The following is a 17998-nucleotide window of genomic DNA, read 5'->3' as shown; positions in this document are numbered from 1 at the left end:
AGTTTACCGATATGGCTGGCGCCCGTACCCGCACCCACCAAGGCTGGCCGCTACTGGCCCACAGCTTTCGCCCGTTCTTCCTGCTGGCCGCGATCCAGGCCGCCGCGTCGATCCTGGTCTGGTTGCCGCTGTTCTACGGAGAGCTGTCGCTGAGCTCCGCGTTCGCCCCACGCGACTGGCATGTGCATGAGATGCTCTACGGTTTCCTGCCGGCTGTGATCACCGGGTTCCTGTTCACGGCGATCCCGAACTGGACCGGGCGGCTGCCGATCCAGGGCGCGCCGCTGGCGGTTCTGGTCATCGTGTGGTCTGCCGGCCGCATCGCAGTGACGTGTTCGGCGGGGCTCGGCTGGGCCGTTGCGCTCGCGGTCGATGCTGCATTCCTGGCGCTGGTCGTCGCCGCCGCCTTGCGCGAGATCGCCGCCGGCAAGAACTGGCGCAACCTGCCGGTGGTGATGCTCGTGCTGTTGCTGCTCGCCGGCAACGTCGCGTTCCACCTGGAGGCCCATATCGAGGGCGCCGCGGATTACAGCATCCGCGTCGGCATCGCCGTGGTCGTGCTGCTCATCTCGCTGATCGGCGGCCGCATCATCCCGAGCTTCACACGCAACTGGCTGGTCAAGATGAATCCCGGCCGCCTGCCGGTGCCGTTCGGCCGCTTCGACGGCGGCGTGATCGCGCTGAGCGCGCTGGCGCTCGTGTGCTGGATCGCGAGCCCGCTGAGTGTGCTCACCGGCCTTGCAATGGCGCTTGTCGGCGTGCTCCACATTTTGCGCCTCGCGCGCTGGGCCGGCGATCGCACCACGCACGAGCGGCTGCTGCTGATCCTGCATATCGGCTACGCCTTCGTGCCGCTCGGCTTCGTGCTGCATGCGGCAGCTAGCTTCGGCGCGCTGCCGGCAAGCGCGGGCATCCACGCCTGGATGGCGGGAGCGGCCGGCACCATGACGCTCGCGGTGATGACGCGTGCAACCCTCGGCCACACCGGGCAGGCGCTGACGGCCTCCGTCGCGACGCAAGCGATCTATGTGGCGATCGTCGTGGCGGCGCTGGCGCGCATCTGTGCCGTGGTCTCGCCTGCGCATGGCGAGGTGTTGCTGCATGTCGCAGCATTCGGCTGGGTCGCGGCATTCGCAGGTTTTGCGATCGCGTTTGGCCCGCTGCTCCTCGGCAGCCGTTGGCGCGCGCTGGCCATCCCGCGCGCGGCGGTGCCCGCGCGCTAGGCCCTTGTCAGCGACGGGGAGAACACCACCTCGATCAGCGTGCCGGTATTCGCCGCGCTCTTGATGTTGAAGCGCGCGCGGTTGGCTTCGACCAGCGCCCTGATCAGGGACAGGCTGAGTTCGGCGCTTTCCGAGGCATCCAGCGGCGGCGGGGTACGGAACGGCTCCATGGCGGCGGCGACTTCCTGCTCGGAAAGGCCGTGGCCGGTGTCGCGGATGCGAAGCGCGACCTCGCCGCGGTCGGTGAGCGCGGTCGAGACGATGACCTGGCCGCCGGCGCTCGCGAGCCGGATCGAATTGCCGATCAGGTTCATCGCGACCTGCCGCAGCGCGCGGGCATCGGCCGAGACCTGGGGCAGCGCATGCGCGAGCGAGGTGCGGATGATGATGCGCTCGCGGTTGGCCTGCGGCTGCATCACCACGACGCAGGCCTCGACGAGATCGTTGAGGTTGAGATTGCCGAAGGTGAGGTCGAGCTTGCCGGTCTCGATCCGCGAAAGCTCCGAGAGATCGTCGATGATCGCGATCACGCGCTCGCCGGAGGCGCGGATGTCCTTCATGTAGTCGCCGTAGCGCTCGTTGCCGAGCGCGCCGAAGCGTTCGGAGATCATCACCTCGGCAAAGCCGATGATGGCGTTGAGCGGGGTGCGGATCTCGTGGCTGATGCGTGCCAGCATGTCGGCCTTGGCGTTCGCCGCGCCGTCGGCGAGACGCTGCGCCTGCTTCAATTCGCTCTCGCCCTTCTTGCTCTGGGAGAGATCGCGGAACACGGCGAAGAAGTTCGGGCCATCGGGCTGGGTGCGGCCCATGATCATGGCGAGCGGAAGGACGCCGCCCTTGCGCTCGCGGCCAAGCACCTCGCGGCCGTGGTCGAGCAGGCTCGCGATGTTGCCGCTCCTGATGCTGTCGAGATAGTCGATGACGAGGCGCTGGCTTTCCGGCGCGAACAGCGTGGTGAGGTTCTGCTGGAGCAGCGTTTCGCCGTCATAGCCGAACAGCGCCTCGGCGCTGCGGTTGCAGGCGTGGATGTTGCCTTCGGCATCGAACATGATGATGCCCTCGGCCGTGGTGTCGAGGATCGCGGCGAGATCTTCCGCATTGGCTTGACCGGCTTCGAGCTCCGGCTCGTCCTCGAACGCGGGCCCAGGCTCTTCCGCGGCGACGACGGCTTCGGCGATGACGGGCGCTGGCGCTGGCAGCGCGCAGATCAGCGCATGCGCGGTGTCGCCATCCCAGACGATCGTGTGCAGGCGGGCCTCGGTCGCGTCGGAGCCGTCGGTCGCACTGATCGTCACCGGCGTGCCGGCCTCCGAGGTGCTGCTCGTCGATGACACACCCGGCGCGACGTAGAGCGCATCAAGTCCGCCGGCTTCCTCCAGCGCGCCCAGATTGTCATGGCCGACGCGCGCAAGGAAAGCGGGGTTGGCGTAGAGCAGGCGGTCGAGCCGGTAAATCAAAATGCCGGTCGGCACGAGATCCAGCAGCGTGCGGTCGCGCATGGTCTCGCCGCGCGGCGGCGGCTCGGGCTCGGTCAGCAGCCACTCGGCCAGTTCGCGCGGCCTCTCCTCTGCGGGCGGAGCAGGCGGCTCCTCGACGACTGCCTGCGTCGTCTCCTGCGGCTCGACGGAGGCGGCGGCCGCGTCCCTCTCGCGCTCGAGCCGCTCGGACAATTGCCGGGCGAGCTCGTTGAAGGCGGAGTTCTCGACGGGCGTGAGCGTCGGCGATTTGTTGTCGCCGAGCGGGCGGAATGGCACGACGTTGGGGGGCGTTTCCACTTGCTTATCCAAATCGGCTTGTTGTGAATTCGCGTCGATGAAGGGGTCAGGCAGTTCGGCAATCGGCTCGGGAATCTCTGATACGGCCGGCGGCTCGGGCTCCGGCTCCGTGACGGGCTCGGTGACCGGCGGGGTGGTGTCGGCCGAAAGGCTTTGCGTTGCGGGCGGATCGGTGAGCAGCTCGAAGCGCCTGAGCGCATCGAGCCGGTTGAGCCCGTCGAGATCGCGGCAGACGCCAAAGCCCTTGAAGCCCGCGAAATTGCGCATCCGGTCATAGATCGGAAGGCCGGCGAGCTCGACCGGCAGGCGCTCGCCGCCATCGACCGGCCAGTTCACGGTGATGCCGGCCCAGGTGTCGCGCCTGGCGAGCGCCCTGGCGATGCGCCCCTCGGGATCGAGCGCAAATTCCTCTGAGATCTCCGACCACAGGCGGCTGAAGCCGGCGGCGGTGTGCGTGCCCATCAGGCGGATGAAATCGTCCGACCCGAGCGCGAACCGCCCGACCGCATCCATCTGCCACAGGAAGCGCAAGGGCTGATTGCGCGGCGTGGCAGGCGCATCCGCAACTGGGAGCGGCTGGTCCATCGCCGCACTGATCGGCTCGGCTTTGGGCGACACAATGTCTTCGGCCGGGTTATCAACCGCATCTTCAACCGATGCGGGCGCTTCCACCGCCACGGCTTCGAGCGGCTCGGCGAAGGCATCGAACAGCGCAAACTCGGCAGGGGCCTCGTTGGCCAGCGCCGGTTGCTCGTAGTCCGGTACCGCCGGTGCCCTGGGCGCTGCAGATGGAACGGGCCCGACCGGCGGCGCCTCGGGCGCCGCATCCGGCATGACTTGGCGCGGCACTTGGGCAGCCTCGAATGCGCCCCGCTCGTACAGCGCGACGAGACCGATATCGGCTCCCATCCCAACCCGTTGCAGCACCAAATGGCCGATGCCGAGCGGGGTCTCGGCCCGGCCTTGCACCAGCGCAGCACCGCGCACCTCGTCGAGGCCCGCCGCGGCGAGATCGGGAAAGCCGAGCAGGGTGCGCGCGGTCTCGCTCGCGCCGATGAACAGGCCGTCCGCCGCGAATGCCGCCATCGGCACCTCGGCGCCTTCGACGAGGTGCTGGAGACGTTCGACCAGCGGCATGACGCGGCCGCTCGACGACATCGCGGCGACCAGCACGGCGTGGCTGCCGTCGGGAAATTCGAGCCGCGCGCAGGCGCAGGTCATCAGCGTGCCGAGCGTGCTGCCAAAGCCGCGCAGGCGCTCGAGCCGCACCGCGCCGCCGGGCGCCAGGCGCTGGCCGAGCTGCGCGACCTGGCGGCGGTGCGGGTCGGCCGGCCCGAAGACCTTTTTGGCGAGATCGGCGGCGTTCGTCGCGCCAAAGAGTTTTGCGCCGACCGGGTTGGCCCAGACCACCCGCGTGCCGTCGATCGACCACAGCCAAGCGGGCAGGGGAGAGGTCGCGTGCACGGCCAGCCGCGGATCGTCCACGCCTCGCAACTGGAAATCCGAGCTATTCATCCAACCGGCTTGTTCTGGTGGGTCACGCGGGCTCTTGATCGTCATCCGTCGGGCGGCTTGCGGGAATGGCAGCCTTAAGAAAGGGTTAGTATTGCCTGCGGCCGCCGGCAGGTCCACGGCCGCCGGCCCCGAAGAGCGACCATAGCCGCGATAACCTTAATCTTGCTGAACCCGCAAGCCCGCCCGCGCGTTGCATGTGAGTAAGGGGCTGTGGGGCCTGACGGAAGCGGGCCGCCATCGCGCCGGTCATGCTGGCGGCGCTTCCGAAAAAACGGCAGCCCAAAAGGGCGAAACCAAAACAACAGGAGTGGCAGCATGAGCGAACCAGCCCGTGAACGTTTCGAGATTCCGCAGGAGATGCGATCCATGGCGGAGACCAGCTTCAAGCAGGCGCGTGATGCGTTCGAGAAATTCCTGAGCGGCGCCCAGGCTGCGGCCGGCTCGATCGAGGAGCGCGGCGAAACCATGCGCGCCGGCGCCAAGGACCTCAACGCCCGCGCGCTGGGTTTTGCCGAGAGGAACGTGCAGGCCTCGCTCGACTACGCCCAGTCGCTGATCCACGCCAAGGACCTGTCCGAGATCATGCGTCTGCACGGCGAATATGTGCAGGCGCAGATGAAGGTGCTGGCCGAGCAGGCCAGCGAGATGGGCCAGGCCGTCAGCCGCGCCGCCATCGACGCGACCAAGCCGAAGCACTGAAGCCGTTTGGGCGGTGTCCGGGGCGATGCGAAGCATCGAGCCCGGAATCCATGCGTACCCTGCGGCCCGATGGATTCCGCTTCCCGCGGGCCGCGGGCTCGGTGCACCTCGCCCGCTTGCGGGGGAGGTCGGCGCGCGAAGCGCGGCGGGTGGGGGCTCTCTCCGCCCAGGGATTTCTCCGCAGCTCTCCGACAATCCCGACGCGGAAACACCCTCACCCCACCCCCCGCAAGCGGGAGAGGGAGCGCACTTTTTTTCGTGGCGGGGTCTAATTACCTGCAACCAGAGGTTCCCCGGCCAGGAACTACCACTGGCCGGGATTAAATTGCGGCGTCGCACCTGATGTCGCATTGCGACGCACAATGTTGACATGATATCCGTAGATAACCGGAGGCGCTGGGCGAGCCATCTCGTTTTAAGCGTTTCCACCTAACCGTACCCGTCCCGCCATCATGGCCGGCGGGCGCCAGACGGCTCACTCAATTTCTTCGACCATTGTGAGGGATAACCATGACAGGTGCGACTGATCCATTCTCCGCCTCGATCATTCCGTTCGAGGTCCCGGAGCAGATGCGTGCGTTCGCTGAAAAGGGCGTGTCACAGGCCCGCGAAAGCTACGCCAAGTTCAAGGATGCTGCCGAGAGCCAGAACGGCACCATCGAGGCAGTGTTCGCCTCCGCCAACAAGGGTTTTGGCGAGTACACCGCCAAGCTGATGGAATTCACGAAGGCCAACACCAGCGCACATCTGGACTTCGCCCAGGAGCTGCTCGGCCTCAAGTCGCCGTCGGAAGCGATGGAGCTCTGGAACGGCCACACCAGGAAGCAGCTCGAGACCTTCCAGGCCCAGGCCAAGGAGCTCGCCGAGCTCGGCCAGCGCGTCGCCAGCGAGACCGTCGAGCCCATCAAGGCCAGCGCCTCGAAGTTCTACAAGCCCGCCGCCTGAAGCCGATCGGCCCCGTTAGGCATGATCCGGAAAAGTGTGTAGCGGTTTTCCGACAAGATCATGCCCAAAGAATAAGAGACCCGGGCCCCACGGCCCGGGTTTTGTTTTGGAATAAGGTGATTCAGGCCGGATTTTAGCCTAGCTGCGGCCTTGCCAAACAGGGCGGTTGCACCTAGTTTCCGGCCCGTCCAGCCCCCTCGGCGCTTTGAGCCTTTCAGGCAGCCTCAAGGGCGGCTCGCGCAAAAATGCAGTTGTAGCTCAGTTGGTTAGAGCGCCTGTCTGTGGAACAGGAGGTCGGTGGTTCGAGCCCACCCAACTGTACCAATCTTATCAACAACTTAGCTCTATATGATTAGTACTCCGCGGCTTCTGCCTTCGAGAGAGTATTGACCCGGACATTGACCGGTAGTGATCTCACAGGGCGCTCTGACGGTCGTAGCCCTCGCTTCGCTCGGGTGCCGCACTCGTCGCTTCGCTCCTCGCACGCTACTCCCTCGACGCTCCCTCGCTTCGCTTGGTCGCTGAACCAACTGAGCTACAACTGCATTTTCGCGCGTGCCGCCCTTGAGGCTGCCTGAAAGGCCGATTGCATTCTTTTGGCTGCTCTTTTGTTCGGTAGAAGGCGCTCTTCCGTCCCGGCGCAAGATCGAGGAGCACCTAGGCGAGCTGGGTCAAGGGCGAGCGGCACTCAAGGGGTGAAGCTTGCTCGGTGCCTCCAGCTCGTCCTTGAGGCAGATCGTCTAGGTGCTAGCCTTGTGGAAGGGATGGAGCTGACCTCAGGTGCGCTTGCCCAGCTTGGGCAGGAAGCATTGATCATTTCGGCAAGATCAGTTGTCGACAAAGCATATCGCTCATTCTGCCGCCATAGGTGGTTCGAGCCCACCCCCAGCCTGATCCTGAAGTAATCCCCAGCAAAGCTACCATCTAGGCGCTACGATCCACGCCTAGGTCTTGTCGCTGCCTATGGGGCTCGTCTAGGTTGAAGATACGAGGGCGGGGGTAAAGCTGATGACTGCGAAGCTACGGATCAAGGCGAAAGGGATCGAAATCGAGTGGGAGGGCGAGGTTGATTATCTAAAGAACGACTTGCCTGACCTCATAGCGGCGATCGTTGCGGCGCTGGGGATAGCACCCGGTGACGATGACAGCGATGATGAAGTCGATCCGGCCGTCCCGCTCAATCCAGACATGAAATTCACCACTGCGGCCCTCGCTGCCAAAGTGCAGCCGAATTCGGCAAGCGAGCTTTTCAAGGTTGCGCTGGCCAAGCTGCAATTGAGCGACAAGATTGAGCCAGCGCCCCGTGCTCAGGTGCACAACGAAATGAAGAATGCGCCGAAGTTCTACAAGCCGTCTATGCGGAACAACTTGGGCAACACAATTAGCAGCCTGCTAGGCTCCAAGGAGATCAACGAGCCAACCGAAGGCACGTACACTCTCACTCCGAAGGCCCAGAAGGAAATAGAAGCTAAGCTGTGACTGCACTACGCGATGCACTTGCCCGCAAAGATATTTCCAAGAGCGAGAAATATCAACTCATCGTCGCCCATCACGGCGGCCCAGTGTCAAACGGCGACATCAGAGCGATTGCAAGGGAGAACGGTTGGAAGGATGGTCATGCTTCATCGCCTGCGCCTTTCCTGAAGGCGAGTGGAGCGGCGGTGTTGCTCCCCAACGGTTGGATGCTGACCGGTCCCGGTCGGAAGGCGCTCGAAGATCACGGTCTGATTTCGGCAATAGGGGTGTTGACCCCTGTGACCGAGGCATTAGAGAAGGTTGCGATCAACGTCCATGATCCCGACAAAGCCCGTTTCGTGGAAGAGGCCATAGCCTGTGTGAAGAACAGATCGTACCGTGCTGCGATCGTGCTCAGCTGGGTTGGGGCTCTCTATCTGCTGTATAGCCACGTTGCGAGCACAAAGCTTGCCGATTTCAACAACGAGCTAAATCGACGATTTCCAAAGTCGAAGCCTGCCAGCACAGTCGACGACCTTGCCCAAGTAGTCAAAGAAGCTGAGTTCATCAGCATACTTGAGCACATCAAGGTCGTCACGAAGGGTGACGCAAAAGAGTTGATTAGCTGCCTGGATCGCCGCAACACCGCTGGCCATCCAAATTCCCACACGTTCACCGAAGTCGCCGTTGGTCACCACATAGAGACGCTTATCAATACGGTTTATCAGCGATACTAGTCACAAAATTTTGCGGAGGACACTATGGGCTCGATTGATGATGCAGCCGGTCCGTTTCTCGCATGGAGGCTGCAAAACGTTCAGTATGGCCGAAGGCCAGCGTAGAGACCCATCCTAGGGGTACCCCCGGGGGAAGGGGGCCCCTTGCTTAAGCGTATCATGTCTAAAAAATTGCTAGCAGAAATTCCCGGAAACCAAGAGTGCCCGGGGTCCTTAAGGTCGGGCGTAGGCATGAACGACAAAAAACAGATGCCCCTTACGCAGGACTCGTTAGGCGCCTAGCGGCGTTACGGAGCTTCGCTCCTGTGCTGAAGTCGTCAACTTTTGATATAAGGTCTATATCAAGTTTTGACGACTTTGCCGGAAAGCCCCTTATCGGCAATCTTGGATTGCCTCCCTATTCTGTCGTCCTCACCTGCGTGGCTTCAGGGCGCTTTGTGCGACCACTAGCCAATCTTCGGCCGAGGCGTGCCCAGGACAGCAATTGCTCCAACCACCAGTAGCCAGAATGGAACTACCCCGACGCCGGGTATCGCCTCTAGAACCAACCCCGGCAAAAGCAACCATTGCCAGCCAAGCACGACGAACAGCAACGCGGCGGTGACGACATCGACCGTCCATCCGATCGGAGGCGCCAAGCTCGCGAAAGCACCGATGACATCGGATACACCGGCAATGGCGATGGCAAGTGCAAGCCGCAATACCGAGAACTTGAGGGGCCTAGAGGCCGTCGTCTCAGTTGGCCGCTTCTCCAATTTCGACAGAGCAGAAGGGTCAGACATTTTAACCGTCGCTCTCCGCCTTGGGGGATCAGGAGCCAATGATACACCAATTTTGGACCGCGAATACGAGGCTGTGTCAGCTCTCGGCGTTATGGAATCCCGCTTCCTTTCCTGACCTGATCTCGGCGCAGTTCAGAAGCCATAGACGAGCGCCTGATCATACAATTTGGATAGAGCCATTAATCTTTCTTACTTACACGACATCGAGAATCAGCGCGAAAGAAGGGGGCGTAAGACCGCAAAGTATTTGAATCTCGCTGCGGTTGTGGCAGCTTGCGTCTTAGAGCGCTCATCTCTAAACAGCGGTAATATCGAAGCAAAGAGCGCCGGGCGGGGCAGGCCATTGAGCTCAATAGATAAGAAGACGCTTAGCGAGATCGATATCTGTGACCTCTATATAACCCCGGCCATCAGGGATGCTGGTTGGGATCCGATATCGCAGATCCGGCGGGAGGTGACGCTTGCTCCCGGTCCTGTCGTGGTTCGGGGAAACGTAGCGAGTCGCAATAAGAAGAAGAAAAAATTTGCTGACTACGTTCTCTACAAGGAAGTTGGCGTTCCCCTGGCCGTGGTTGAAGCGAAGGACAACAACCACACGGTCAGCCACGGCCTGCAACAGGCTCTTGGCTACGCTCAGATACTCAACGTCCCCAGTGCATTCAGTTCAAATGGGGATGCCTTTGCATCCCACAACAAGGTGCCTGCATCGGGAGAGGACATCGAGACTCAGTTCTCCCTTCAGACATTTCCAGGACCGAATCTCCTTTGGTCGCGGTACAAGACTCACCGCGGCATAAAGGATCAGGAAGAACCGTTAGTCCTTCAGCCATTTCACGAGGATGCATCAGGTAAGGAGCCGCGCTATTACCAAGCGGATGCAATTAATCACGCGATTGAGGCGATTGCCGGCGGCCAGAAGCGCGTGCTGCTGGTTATGGCTACCGGGACCGGAAAGACCTACACGACCTTCCAGATCATCTGGCGACTTTGGAAGGCTGGGAAGGTTAAACGGGCACTCTTCCTGGCAGATCGAAACATTCTCATCGACCAAGCACTGATCAACGACTTTAAACCGTTCGCTGGGGCCATGGTGAAGGTCACCGGGCATAAGTTCGATCCGGCTTTCGAGATTCATCTCGCGCTCTATCAGGCGATAACTGGGACCGAAGAGGAAGATAAGTCCTTTAAAAAGCTATCGCAGGAATTCTTTGACCTCATTGTTATTGATGAGTGTCATCGCGGCAGCGCGGCCGAAGATGCTCAATGGCGCGAGATTCTCAACTACTTCTCCGGAGCCGTACAAATCGGGATGACGGCAACTCCGAAGGAGACGAAGTACGTCTCCAACATGTCGTTTTTTGGAGAGCCGGTTTACACGTACAGTCTCAAGCAAGGAATCGAAGACGGATTTCTAGCGCCGTACAAGGTAATCAGGATCGACATCGATAAGGACATCGATGGTTGGACGCCGCCACCCGGGATGGTCGATGACCTCGGCCGCGAGGTGCCGCAAAGAGAATACAATCAGGCTGACATGGACCGCATCCTGATTCTTAATCAGCGCACGAGGTTGGTGGCGCGCCGTGTCATGCAGTATCTGAAGGCCACTGACCCATACGCAAAAACGATTATCTTCTGTGAAGACATCGATCATGCCGAGCGCATGAGAGCAGCTATTGTCAACGAGGCCGGTCCGCTTGCAATCGAGCACCCGAAATACGTGATGCGCATCACCGGAGACAGCAACGAAGGGAAAGCAGAACTAGACAACTTCATCGACCCTCAGAGTCGTTTCCCCGTCATTGCTGCAACATCGGAGTTAATGACAACCGGGGTCGATGCGCGCACCTGCAAGCTGATTGTCTTAGATAAGACGATCAACTCCATGACGACCTTCAAGCAGATTATCGGGCGAGGCACCAGAATTCTGGAAGAGTACAACAAGTTCTTTTTCACGATCATGGACTTCAAGAAAGCCACTACGCTCTTCAATGATCCAGATTTCGATGGCGAGCCCGTCGTGATTTGGGAGCCTGATGATGACGACGATCCTGTACCGCCCGATCCTGATGGTGGGCAGGATGATGAAGACGAGGACGACGAAGGCGAGGCCAGCGGCGAACATAAGGTATATGTGAGCGGCGTTCCCGTGCGGATCGTCGGGGAGCGAGTCGAATACCTTGGCGCCGACGGCAAGCTGGTGACTGAATCGTACCGCGAGTTCGCAAAAAAGCAGGTCCGGAACGAGTTCTCGTCTTTGAATGACTTTATAAGCCGTTGGAACAGCGCAGATCGAAAGCAAGCAATTGTTGATGAGCTGGAGCAGTATGGTGTCAGCCTAAAGAATCTAGCGGCAGAAGTTGGTAAGGACCTGGATCCTTTCGACTTGATTCTTCATGTAGGCTACGACCAACGCCCGCTCACGCGAAAGGAACGAGCAGAAAAGATTCGAAAGAAAAACTACTTCGCGAAGTATGGTCCAACCGCGCGTGCTGTACTTGAGGCTCTATTGGACAAGTATCAGGACGAGGGAGTGGTTGACCTGAACGATCCGAACATATTGCGGATTGCTCCGCTTTCTAACATGGGTACTCCAGTTCAGTTGGTGAAGGGATTCGGCTCTCCGTCGGATTTCGAATCTGCGGTACGAGACCTCCAAAACACACTCTACAAGGATGCCGGCTGATGTCAGTGAGAAACTTGGTCAAGTCCGTACAAGACATCATGCGGCAAGACGCGGGTGTGGACGGCGATGCTCAGCGGATTTCGCAGCTCTGCTGGATGTTTTTCCTCAAGATCCTGGATGATCAGGACCAGGAATTCGAGCTCCTAAACAAAAAGTATGTTTCTCCGATACCTAAAGGTCAGCGTTGGCGCGATTGGGCTGCGAACCCAGAGGGTATTACCGGCGACAAGCTTCTCGATTTTGTAAATGATGATCTCTTTCCGGCGTTGAAATCCTTAGAAACCAGCGGGCCGGGTGGTGCGACGCGTGCAGTTGTTCGCGGCGTGTTCGAGGATGCCTACAACTACATGAAATCTGGCCAGCTGATGCGCCAAGTAATCAACAAGATTCAGGAGATCGATTTCAACGACCTCGCCCAACGACAGCATTTTGGGGACATCTATGAGCAGGTTTTGAATGACCTCCAAAGCGCTGGAAATGCTGGTGAGTACTACACTCCTCGCGCAGTGACGGCCTTCATGGCAGACAGGATCGATCCTAAGCCCGGTGAAACCTTGCTTGATCCTGCATGTGGCACCGGCGGATTTTTGACATGCTCACTAGCGCACATGCGCAAGCGCTATGTAAAGCGTCCAGAAGATGAAGCTCTTATGCAGAGCAGCCTTCGAGCTGTGGAGAAGAAGCCGTTACCGCACATGCTGTGCGTTACGAACATGTTGCTGCACGGTGTCCAGAATCCCAACTTTGTTCGTCACGATAACACGCTCGGCCGACCTTATGCAGACTACGGCCCTTCCGACCGTGTCGACATCGTGCTGACGAACCCACCGTTTGGTGGAAGGGAAGAAGACGGTATCGAGAACAATTTCCCGTCTCAGTTTAGGACGCGCGAGACCGCGGACCTATTCCTAGCGCTGATCGTACGTCTGCTTAAGCCGGATGGGCGCGCTGCCGTAGTGCTGCCAGATGGCACGCTATTTGGAGAGGGTGTAAAGACGCGTCTCAAGGAGCACTTGATGGAGGAGTGTAATCTTCACACTATCGTTCGCTTGCCAAATTCCGTGTTTAAGCCTTACGCTACTCTCGGCACCAACCTCCTCTTCTTCGAGAAGGGCGAGCCAACGGAGAATATTTGGTTCTGGGAGCACCGGGTGCCCGAGGGCCAGAAGGCCTATTCCATGACGAAACCGATCCGCTTCGAGCACCTGCAAGGCTGCATCGATTGGTGGGGCGGGCCAAAGCGCAAGGGCCGAAAAGAAGGTCCTTTAGCTTGGAAGGTCACGGCTGAAGAGGTAAAAGCGCGCGGCTACAATCTCGACTTTAAAAATCCGCACACGGTGGCCGACGATCACGGGGACCCAGAAGAGCTGATGGCGAACCTTACGGCTGCCGAAGCCGAGACCGCGAGCCTGCGCGATCAATTGAAGGCGATCTTTGCGGAGGCGCTCGCCCGATGAATGCCGAACGCCTGCTCGCGCACTATGAAGAAATTGTCGACGCGCCCGATGCGATGGCCCGCCTGCGCGGTTTCGTTCTCGACTTGGCCGTGCGCGGCAAGCTCGTACCGCAGGATCCGAAGGACGAACCGGCCCAGGAACTGCTCAAGCAGATTGCTGCAGAAATAGCGGCCCTTGCCAAGGCTCGGGAGATCAGACTGCCTAATGTAGAACACAAGAATGAATCACCCGTGGTTTCAATTGCGGTGCCGAGCGGTTGGGCTGTTACTCGGTTGGGGACAATCAGCCGCCGAATACACTACGGTTACACGGCTTCTGCTGATCCAGCGTTGAAAGACGTTCGGCTGCTGCGCATCACAGATATTCAAAACAACTTTGTGGATTGGCCTTCAGTCCCCGGCTGTATGATCAAGCGGAACGAAGTCGACCAATTTCAGCTGGAGCGAGGCGACATTCTTATTGCGAGGACGGGCGGCACGATCGGTAAAACGTTCCTCGTGCGGGATATTCCTGTAAAGGCAGTTTTCGCATCTTATCTGATCCGCGTGCAAGGCACGCGTCATGTATTTGATGAATACTTGAAGCTATTCCTGGAATCGCCGTTTTATTGGATTCAGTTGCGAAGAGGCGCGCGAGGAACTGGTCAGCCAAACGTTAACGGCCAGACTCTAGCAAACCTGTTGCTTCCCCTGCCGCCTCTAGCCGAGCAACGTCGCATCGTCGCCAAGGTAGATGAGCTGATGGCTCTATGCGACCAGCTGCAAGCTGCGCGCGCTGAGCGGGAGGCGAGGCGCGATCGGCTCACTGCCGCAACCCTGGCGCGCCTAAATGCGCCCGATCCTGAAACCTTCCACGATGATGCCGGTTTCGTGCTCGATGCGTTGTCGATGCTCACGGCTCGGGTCGACCAGATTAACCAATTGCGCCAAACCATCCTCAATCTTGCCATACGCGGCAAACTTGTGCCACAGGACCAGAGCGACGAGCGGGCATCGGAGGTGCTGAAGAGGATCGCAAAAGAGAAAGATACATTAGTTGCTCAAAGAAAGATAAAGCGCGAAACGCCGCTTCACCCTATTGGTGGTGAGGAAGCACCATTTCCGATTCCCGTCGGCTGGATTTGGTCGCGCGTTGGCGACGTATTCCTCTTCACACAATACGGTACGTCGCAAAAGTCGAGCTCGTCCGATAGAGGTGTTCCCGTGCTGACGATGGGCAACATCCAAAACGGGTTGGCGATCTGGGGAAATGACAAGCGCGTTCCGGACACCTGCGAGGATCTTCCCGCCCTCTACCTTCAGAGATTTGATTTATTGTACAATCGAACGAATAGTGCCGAGTTAGTTGGCAAGACAGGTATCTATTTGGGAGAAGGCGGCGAGCGCACCTTCGCGTCGTATCTAATCCGCCTTCGTCCTTCACTCGAAAACACCAATCCACGATTTCTCAATATCGCAATGAATACGACCGAATTTCGGGCAACGCAGATCGTTCCGCTAATCAAGAAACAGACCGGTCAGGCAAACGTAAACGGGACAGCGTTGAAGAACATGTTGATCCCCGTTCCACCTCTTTCCGAGCAGCATCGCATTGTTGCCAAGGTGGACGAACTGATGACGCTATGCGCGCGGCTTGAGGCGAGCCTAGCCAGCGCCGATAACGTTCGCAGCCGTCTTCTCGACGCGCTGCTTGCCGAGGCCCTGGAGCCGGACGAAGAGCGCGAACTTGAGGCAGCAGAATGAATTCGGTGCTCGATGATGCATTCCTCTGCCATTGATGGCTTCGCCCTTGCCCGTATGCTCGGGCGCTAACCTTGTTTCACGAATCCTATGTTCTGCGTCGTTCTGGATGGAAAAGAATTGCCCGAATTTCCCCACTCCTGAGACGTTCCACGAACGTCCCTTCATCCAAGAAAGAAAAACCCCAGGTCCTTGTCGGGACGCTGGGGTTCTTCCTTTTGCTCCTTCGAAGGTCACAGACCTCGGAGCGGGCCGTAAGGCCTAATAGGGCAAGGCTACAGTACGGTCAGCCTTGGTAGGCTTCTGTAGGCCGTAACGGTTCCGGCCTATGGAGACCTTACGGTCCTTAGGGATAGGGAGGAGCTGAACGGTTGCATGGTTGACGATCAGCCGCAGGCCCTGCTCTTTGAGCTTGGCTTTGATGTCAGGGTGCTTCAGTGACCTAGCAAGATTATCGGCCCTGATCGTCAGGCTCTGTAGGAGATCGGCCTTCGGAATGACCGTTCCGATCTTGGTCTTCATCAGTGCGATGAAGAGCTCCAGGGTTTTGCCCTTTACGTTCACAACTGGTCTCCAGTCTTCGATGGTAGAGTTAGGGAAGATATCCGTCATGAGCTCCCTCGGGATGCCTGTGCCCTTGGCGGTAGGGAAGACGATGTACAGGTGACAATCAGGAGGGCAGGTGTCGCCAATGCAGTTACGGACGTATCCTCTGCAAGCTGCCTGGAGGATGTGGTGAGAGATTTCTCCATAGCGAATGCTGAGGAGCTCTTCTGGTGATAGGTGCTGGTCCTTCGGGGCTCCTTTGGCGGCCAATGCTGTAGCGACATACTGAGCCGTGTTGTACTGAAGGATGCCAGCGAGAAACACGTGCTTGACGTGAGCGTAATCATTCGTCGCTGTGTGCTTTCCGTAATGCAGGAATCGAATCCGCTCAGGCTCTTTCACGAGCTTCCGAATCATGTCGGGCAGGTTTTTGATTTTCTTGAAATAGATGACCAGACATTGCTCTGCCTCGGGGAGTGCATCGATAGTTTTTGCGATGCCTTCAGCTAGGAGCTTGTCCTTCTGTCTCCTTTGCTGAGCTCTCTTGCCAGCGCCTTCGTCCCAGTGATGGATTATGAAGTCGGTGTAGTCCTTCTCCGGTGAGTACAGGGTCTCCAAGCCCTTACGGTCTCTAGCCCAAAGCTCATACGTCCTCCGCTGACGTCCTGATGCATCAAGGATCAGCATTGGCCGAAGGTCATCAGGAAGGAAGTCCTGGTATTCGATGGTTGTCGTGCCTTCCTTGTCTTTCGATATCCGGACTACGCGGCCTTCGGAGCTGAACAAAGCTTCTACGATATCTGAAGCGTCTTCGGAGACAGCCTGTCGGGCGTCCTGCATCTGAATGCCGTACTGAGAGAACATGGGCATTTCGATGAGGTCACCATCATGTGCCTTCAGAAGCGTTCCGTTAGCGAAGTCATCGATTGCATTTCCAAGGTCTGAGTTCAGGCGATAGAGGTCGTCGATGATTTTCATGGTCCTTCGTCTCTCAAGAGTGAATATCGAAGACGGAAGAATGGCTTCGTCCCAGATACGGACCTGCCGAGGTTTGCCCTGATAATAGAAGTCCGTCATCCCGACGAAGCTCAATTGATGGAGCTGAGATTTCCTTTCGAGCATCTTCTGTGTTGTGAACAACACCCTAGCTTGCTTCGGATCATCGTTGCCTAAGGCGTTGTAGGCTTCATCCGATGACATGACAGCGAAGGTCCGCTTATCCAAACCCATGCGCTCGACTAGGGTTCTGATCTCTTCGAGCCTGGACAGAAAGATAACAAAAGAAACGTGATCGTACTTTGAGATCTCAAGGACGGCCCTCACGGTCTCGATCAGCGCTGTGGTCTTGCCCACACCGCAATCCATAAAGGAAGCATAGAAACTCTTCGTCCAACCAAGCTGTTGCCTTTCGCTTTCCGTGCCGTCCTGGAGGCGGCAAGCCATGCCTTCGATGGTCTTCACAATCTGTCGGAGACCCTTCCATTGGTTATCCGATGGGTTGTGGGATGATCCTTTCCTGCGATTGCTCTCGAAAGCTGAACGCATTTTGGCGAGGGCTCGGTCTTCGATCTCGCTACCGTTCACAGTCCAGTCGAAATAGACTGAATGACGCAGGTCTTTGGTGGGAGCTTGAGGAGCTTGTTCTTGCCAACCATTCTCCCTGGCAATCTTGTAGATCGAGGCTATGGTGACCGGGTTGCTATGGCTCCTAAAGGTGGTCCATTCGTATCGCTGCCGTTTGCTGTCGTATTTGTCTGACGATGAAGACCAGTCTCTCCAGATGTCGTAGGCGTCACGTGATCCATCAGTGGCATGATGAAGTGCCATGCCGACAAGAAGCCAAGCCTCTCGGTCGTGATTATCGACGAAGGCTAGGGCTTCTTGGATCCTCGGTCTCTCTGCTGTCCAGTCGATCTCTTCGTCTTCGTCCTCGTCACGTTCGTCCTCGTCTTCGTCATGCCTAATTTCGATATCCTCAAGAACCTTCCGTGCGAGGTCGTCTTCCTCCAGCCATTTCCGGTATCCCTCAGGTCCTAGTATAGCCAATCTTTCGGCTTGGAGTTCGTCCAGGCTATTCAAATCAATTTTCAAATTCACAGTAGGTTCAATGCCTCGATGAGCTGACGGTATTCGGGCCTGGGCTTCGGGATGAAGTCACGGTCTCTATGCTTCGTTCTAGTGCTTGGTACTTTGATTAGGTTGTCGGATCGAAGATCTAGGTTGTCGTTGTTCTTAAAGCGAACGAGCTCACCAGGGCCTGCATCGGTAATGAGCCGGGCAATGCTAAGGTGCTTGTGACCGCTGTCGGATCGCTGTCTTCCAGATACCTGGACAACCCTGTGCTTCAGTCCCCAGTTCAGGGAGACACCGAGCTCGATGAGCTTGAGAAGATCTTCTGCGTAAAGAAGACAGATGCCCTTCGGATGTACTGGTATAGAC

General features: G+C 58.7%; 12 protein-coding genes and 1 tRNA gene. 9 read left to right on the top strand and 4 right to left on the bottom strand.

All coding sequences use genetic code 11. The features are described from left to right. Positions 1–11: 11 nt before the first annotated feature. Positions 12–1223, top strand: coding sequence for an NnrS family protein (locus SO140_RS06905; RefSeq protein WP_449376830.1), 1212 nt, complete (start codon positions 12–14; stop codon positions 1221–1223). On the opposite strand, the gene SO140_RS06900 is transcribed toward SO140_RS06905, so the two are convergent. Continuing rightward, on the bottom strand, positions 1220–4513 hold the full coding sequence (locus tag SO140_RS06900) for a PAS domain-containing protein (RefSeq protein ID WP_449376829.1): 3294 nt from the start codon (positions 4511–4513) through the stop codon (positions 1220–1222). The genes SO140_RS06905 and SO140_RS06900 overlap by 4 nt on opposite strands. Positions 4514–4828: 315 nt before the next feature. Here SO140_RS06900 and SO140_RS06895 point away from each other — a divergent pair, with 315 nt between their 5' ends. The 5 genes from SO140_RS06895 (at position 4829) to SO140_RS06875 (ending at position 8349) form a co-directional block, all read left to right on the top strand. Beyond that, positions 4829–5212 (top strand): phasin family protein, encoded by a 384-nt coding sequence (locus SO140_RS06895; RefSeq protein ID WP_449376828.1) that lies wholly within the window; start codon positions 4829–4831, stop codon positions 5210–5212. A 510-nt stretch (positions 5213–5722) separates the two neighbouring features. Beyond that, the gene (locus SO140_RS06890) at positions 5723–6157 is read left to right on the top strand and encodes a phasin (protein WP_449376827.1); all 435 of its coding nucleotides are present in this window, start codon (positions 5723–5725) and stop codon (positions 6155–6157) included. 247 nt (positions 6158–6404) lie between these two features. Then, a tRNA-His gene (locus SO140_RS06885) sits at positions 6405–6481 on the top strand. Between the two features lie 684 nt (positions 6482–7165). Continuing rightward, complete coding sequence (locus tag SO140_RS06880) at positions 7166–7636, top strand: hypothetical protein (RefSeq protein WP_498542394.1); 471 nt, start codon at positions 7166–7168, stop codon at positions 7634–7636. Beyond that, on the top strand, positions 7633–8349 hold the full coding sequence (locus tag SO140_RS06875; RefSeq protein ID WP_498542393.1) for a hypothetical protein: 717 nt from the start codon (positions 7633–7635) through the stop codon (positions 8347–8349). The genes SO140_RS06880 and SO140_RS06875 overlap by 4 nt, the downstream gene beginning before the upstream one ends. 446 nt (positions 8350–8795) lie before the next feature. On the opposite strand, the gene SO140_RS06870 is transcribed toward SO140_RS06875, so the two are convergent. Then, a complete protein-coding gene (locus tag SO140_RS06870) occupies positions 8796–9131 on the bottom strand; it encodes a hypothetical protein (RefSeq protein WP_498542392.1) in 336 nt (111 codons plus the stop codon). A gap of 352 nt (positions 9132–9483) precedes the next feature. Here SO140_RS06870 and hsdR point away from each other — a divergent pair, with 352 nt between their 5' ends. From hsdR to SO140_RS06855, 3 genes are read left to right on the top strand one after another with little or no spacing between them, the layout of a single operon-like run. Beyond that, the gene (gene hsdR, locus SO140_RS06865; RefSeq protein WP_498542399.1) at positions 9484–11817 is read left to right on the top strand and encodes an EcoAI/FtnUII family type I restriction enzme subunit R; all 2334 of its coding nucleotides are present in this window, start codon (positions 9484–9486) and stop codon (positions 11815–11817) included. Then, on the top strand, positions 11817–13274 hold the full coding sequence (locus SO140_RS06860) for a type I restriction-modification system subunit M (RefSeq protein WP_498542391.1): 1458 nt from the start codon (positions 11817–11819) through the stop codon (positions 13272–13274). Before hsdR ends, SO140_RS06860 begins: the two co-directional genes overlap by 1 nt. Continuing rightward, positions 13271–15016 carry a restriction endonuclease subunit S gene (locus tag SO140_RS06855; protein WP_498542390.1) on the top strand — a complete coding sequence of 582 codons (1746 nt, stop codon included), beginning with the start codon at positions 13271–13273 and terminating at the stop codon, positions 15014–15016. Before SO140_RS06860 ends, SO140_RS06855 begins: the two co-directional genes overlap by 4 nt. A 258-nt stretch (positions 15017–15274) precedes the next feature. Here the strand turns inward: SO140_RS06855 and SO140_RS06850 are convergent, their stop codons facing one another. Together SO140_RS06850 and SO140_RS06845 are read right to left on the bottom strand one after the other, a co-directional pair. Beyond that, positions 15275–17656, bottom strand: coding sequence for a PriCT-2 domain-containing protein (locus SO140_RS06850; RefSeq protein WP_498542389.1), 2382 nt, complete (start codon positions 17654–17656; stop codon positions 15275–15277). After that, on the bottom strand, positions 17653–17998 hold a 346-nt coding region (locus tag SO140_RS06845), incomplete at its 5' end, for a hypothetical protein (RefSeq protein ID WP_498542388.1). The genes SO140_RS06845 and SO140_RS06850, both read right to left, overlap by 4 nt.

It is taken from the genome of Bradyrhizobium sp. UFLA05-108 (genome assembly GCF_059803455.1).
This window is presented reverse-complemented; position numbering and strand designations above follow the sequence as displayed.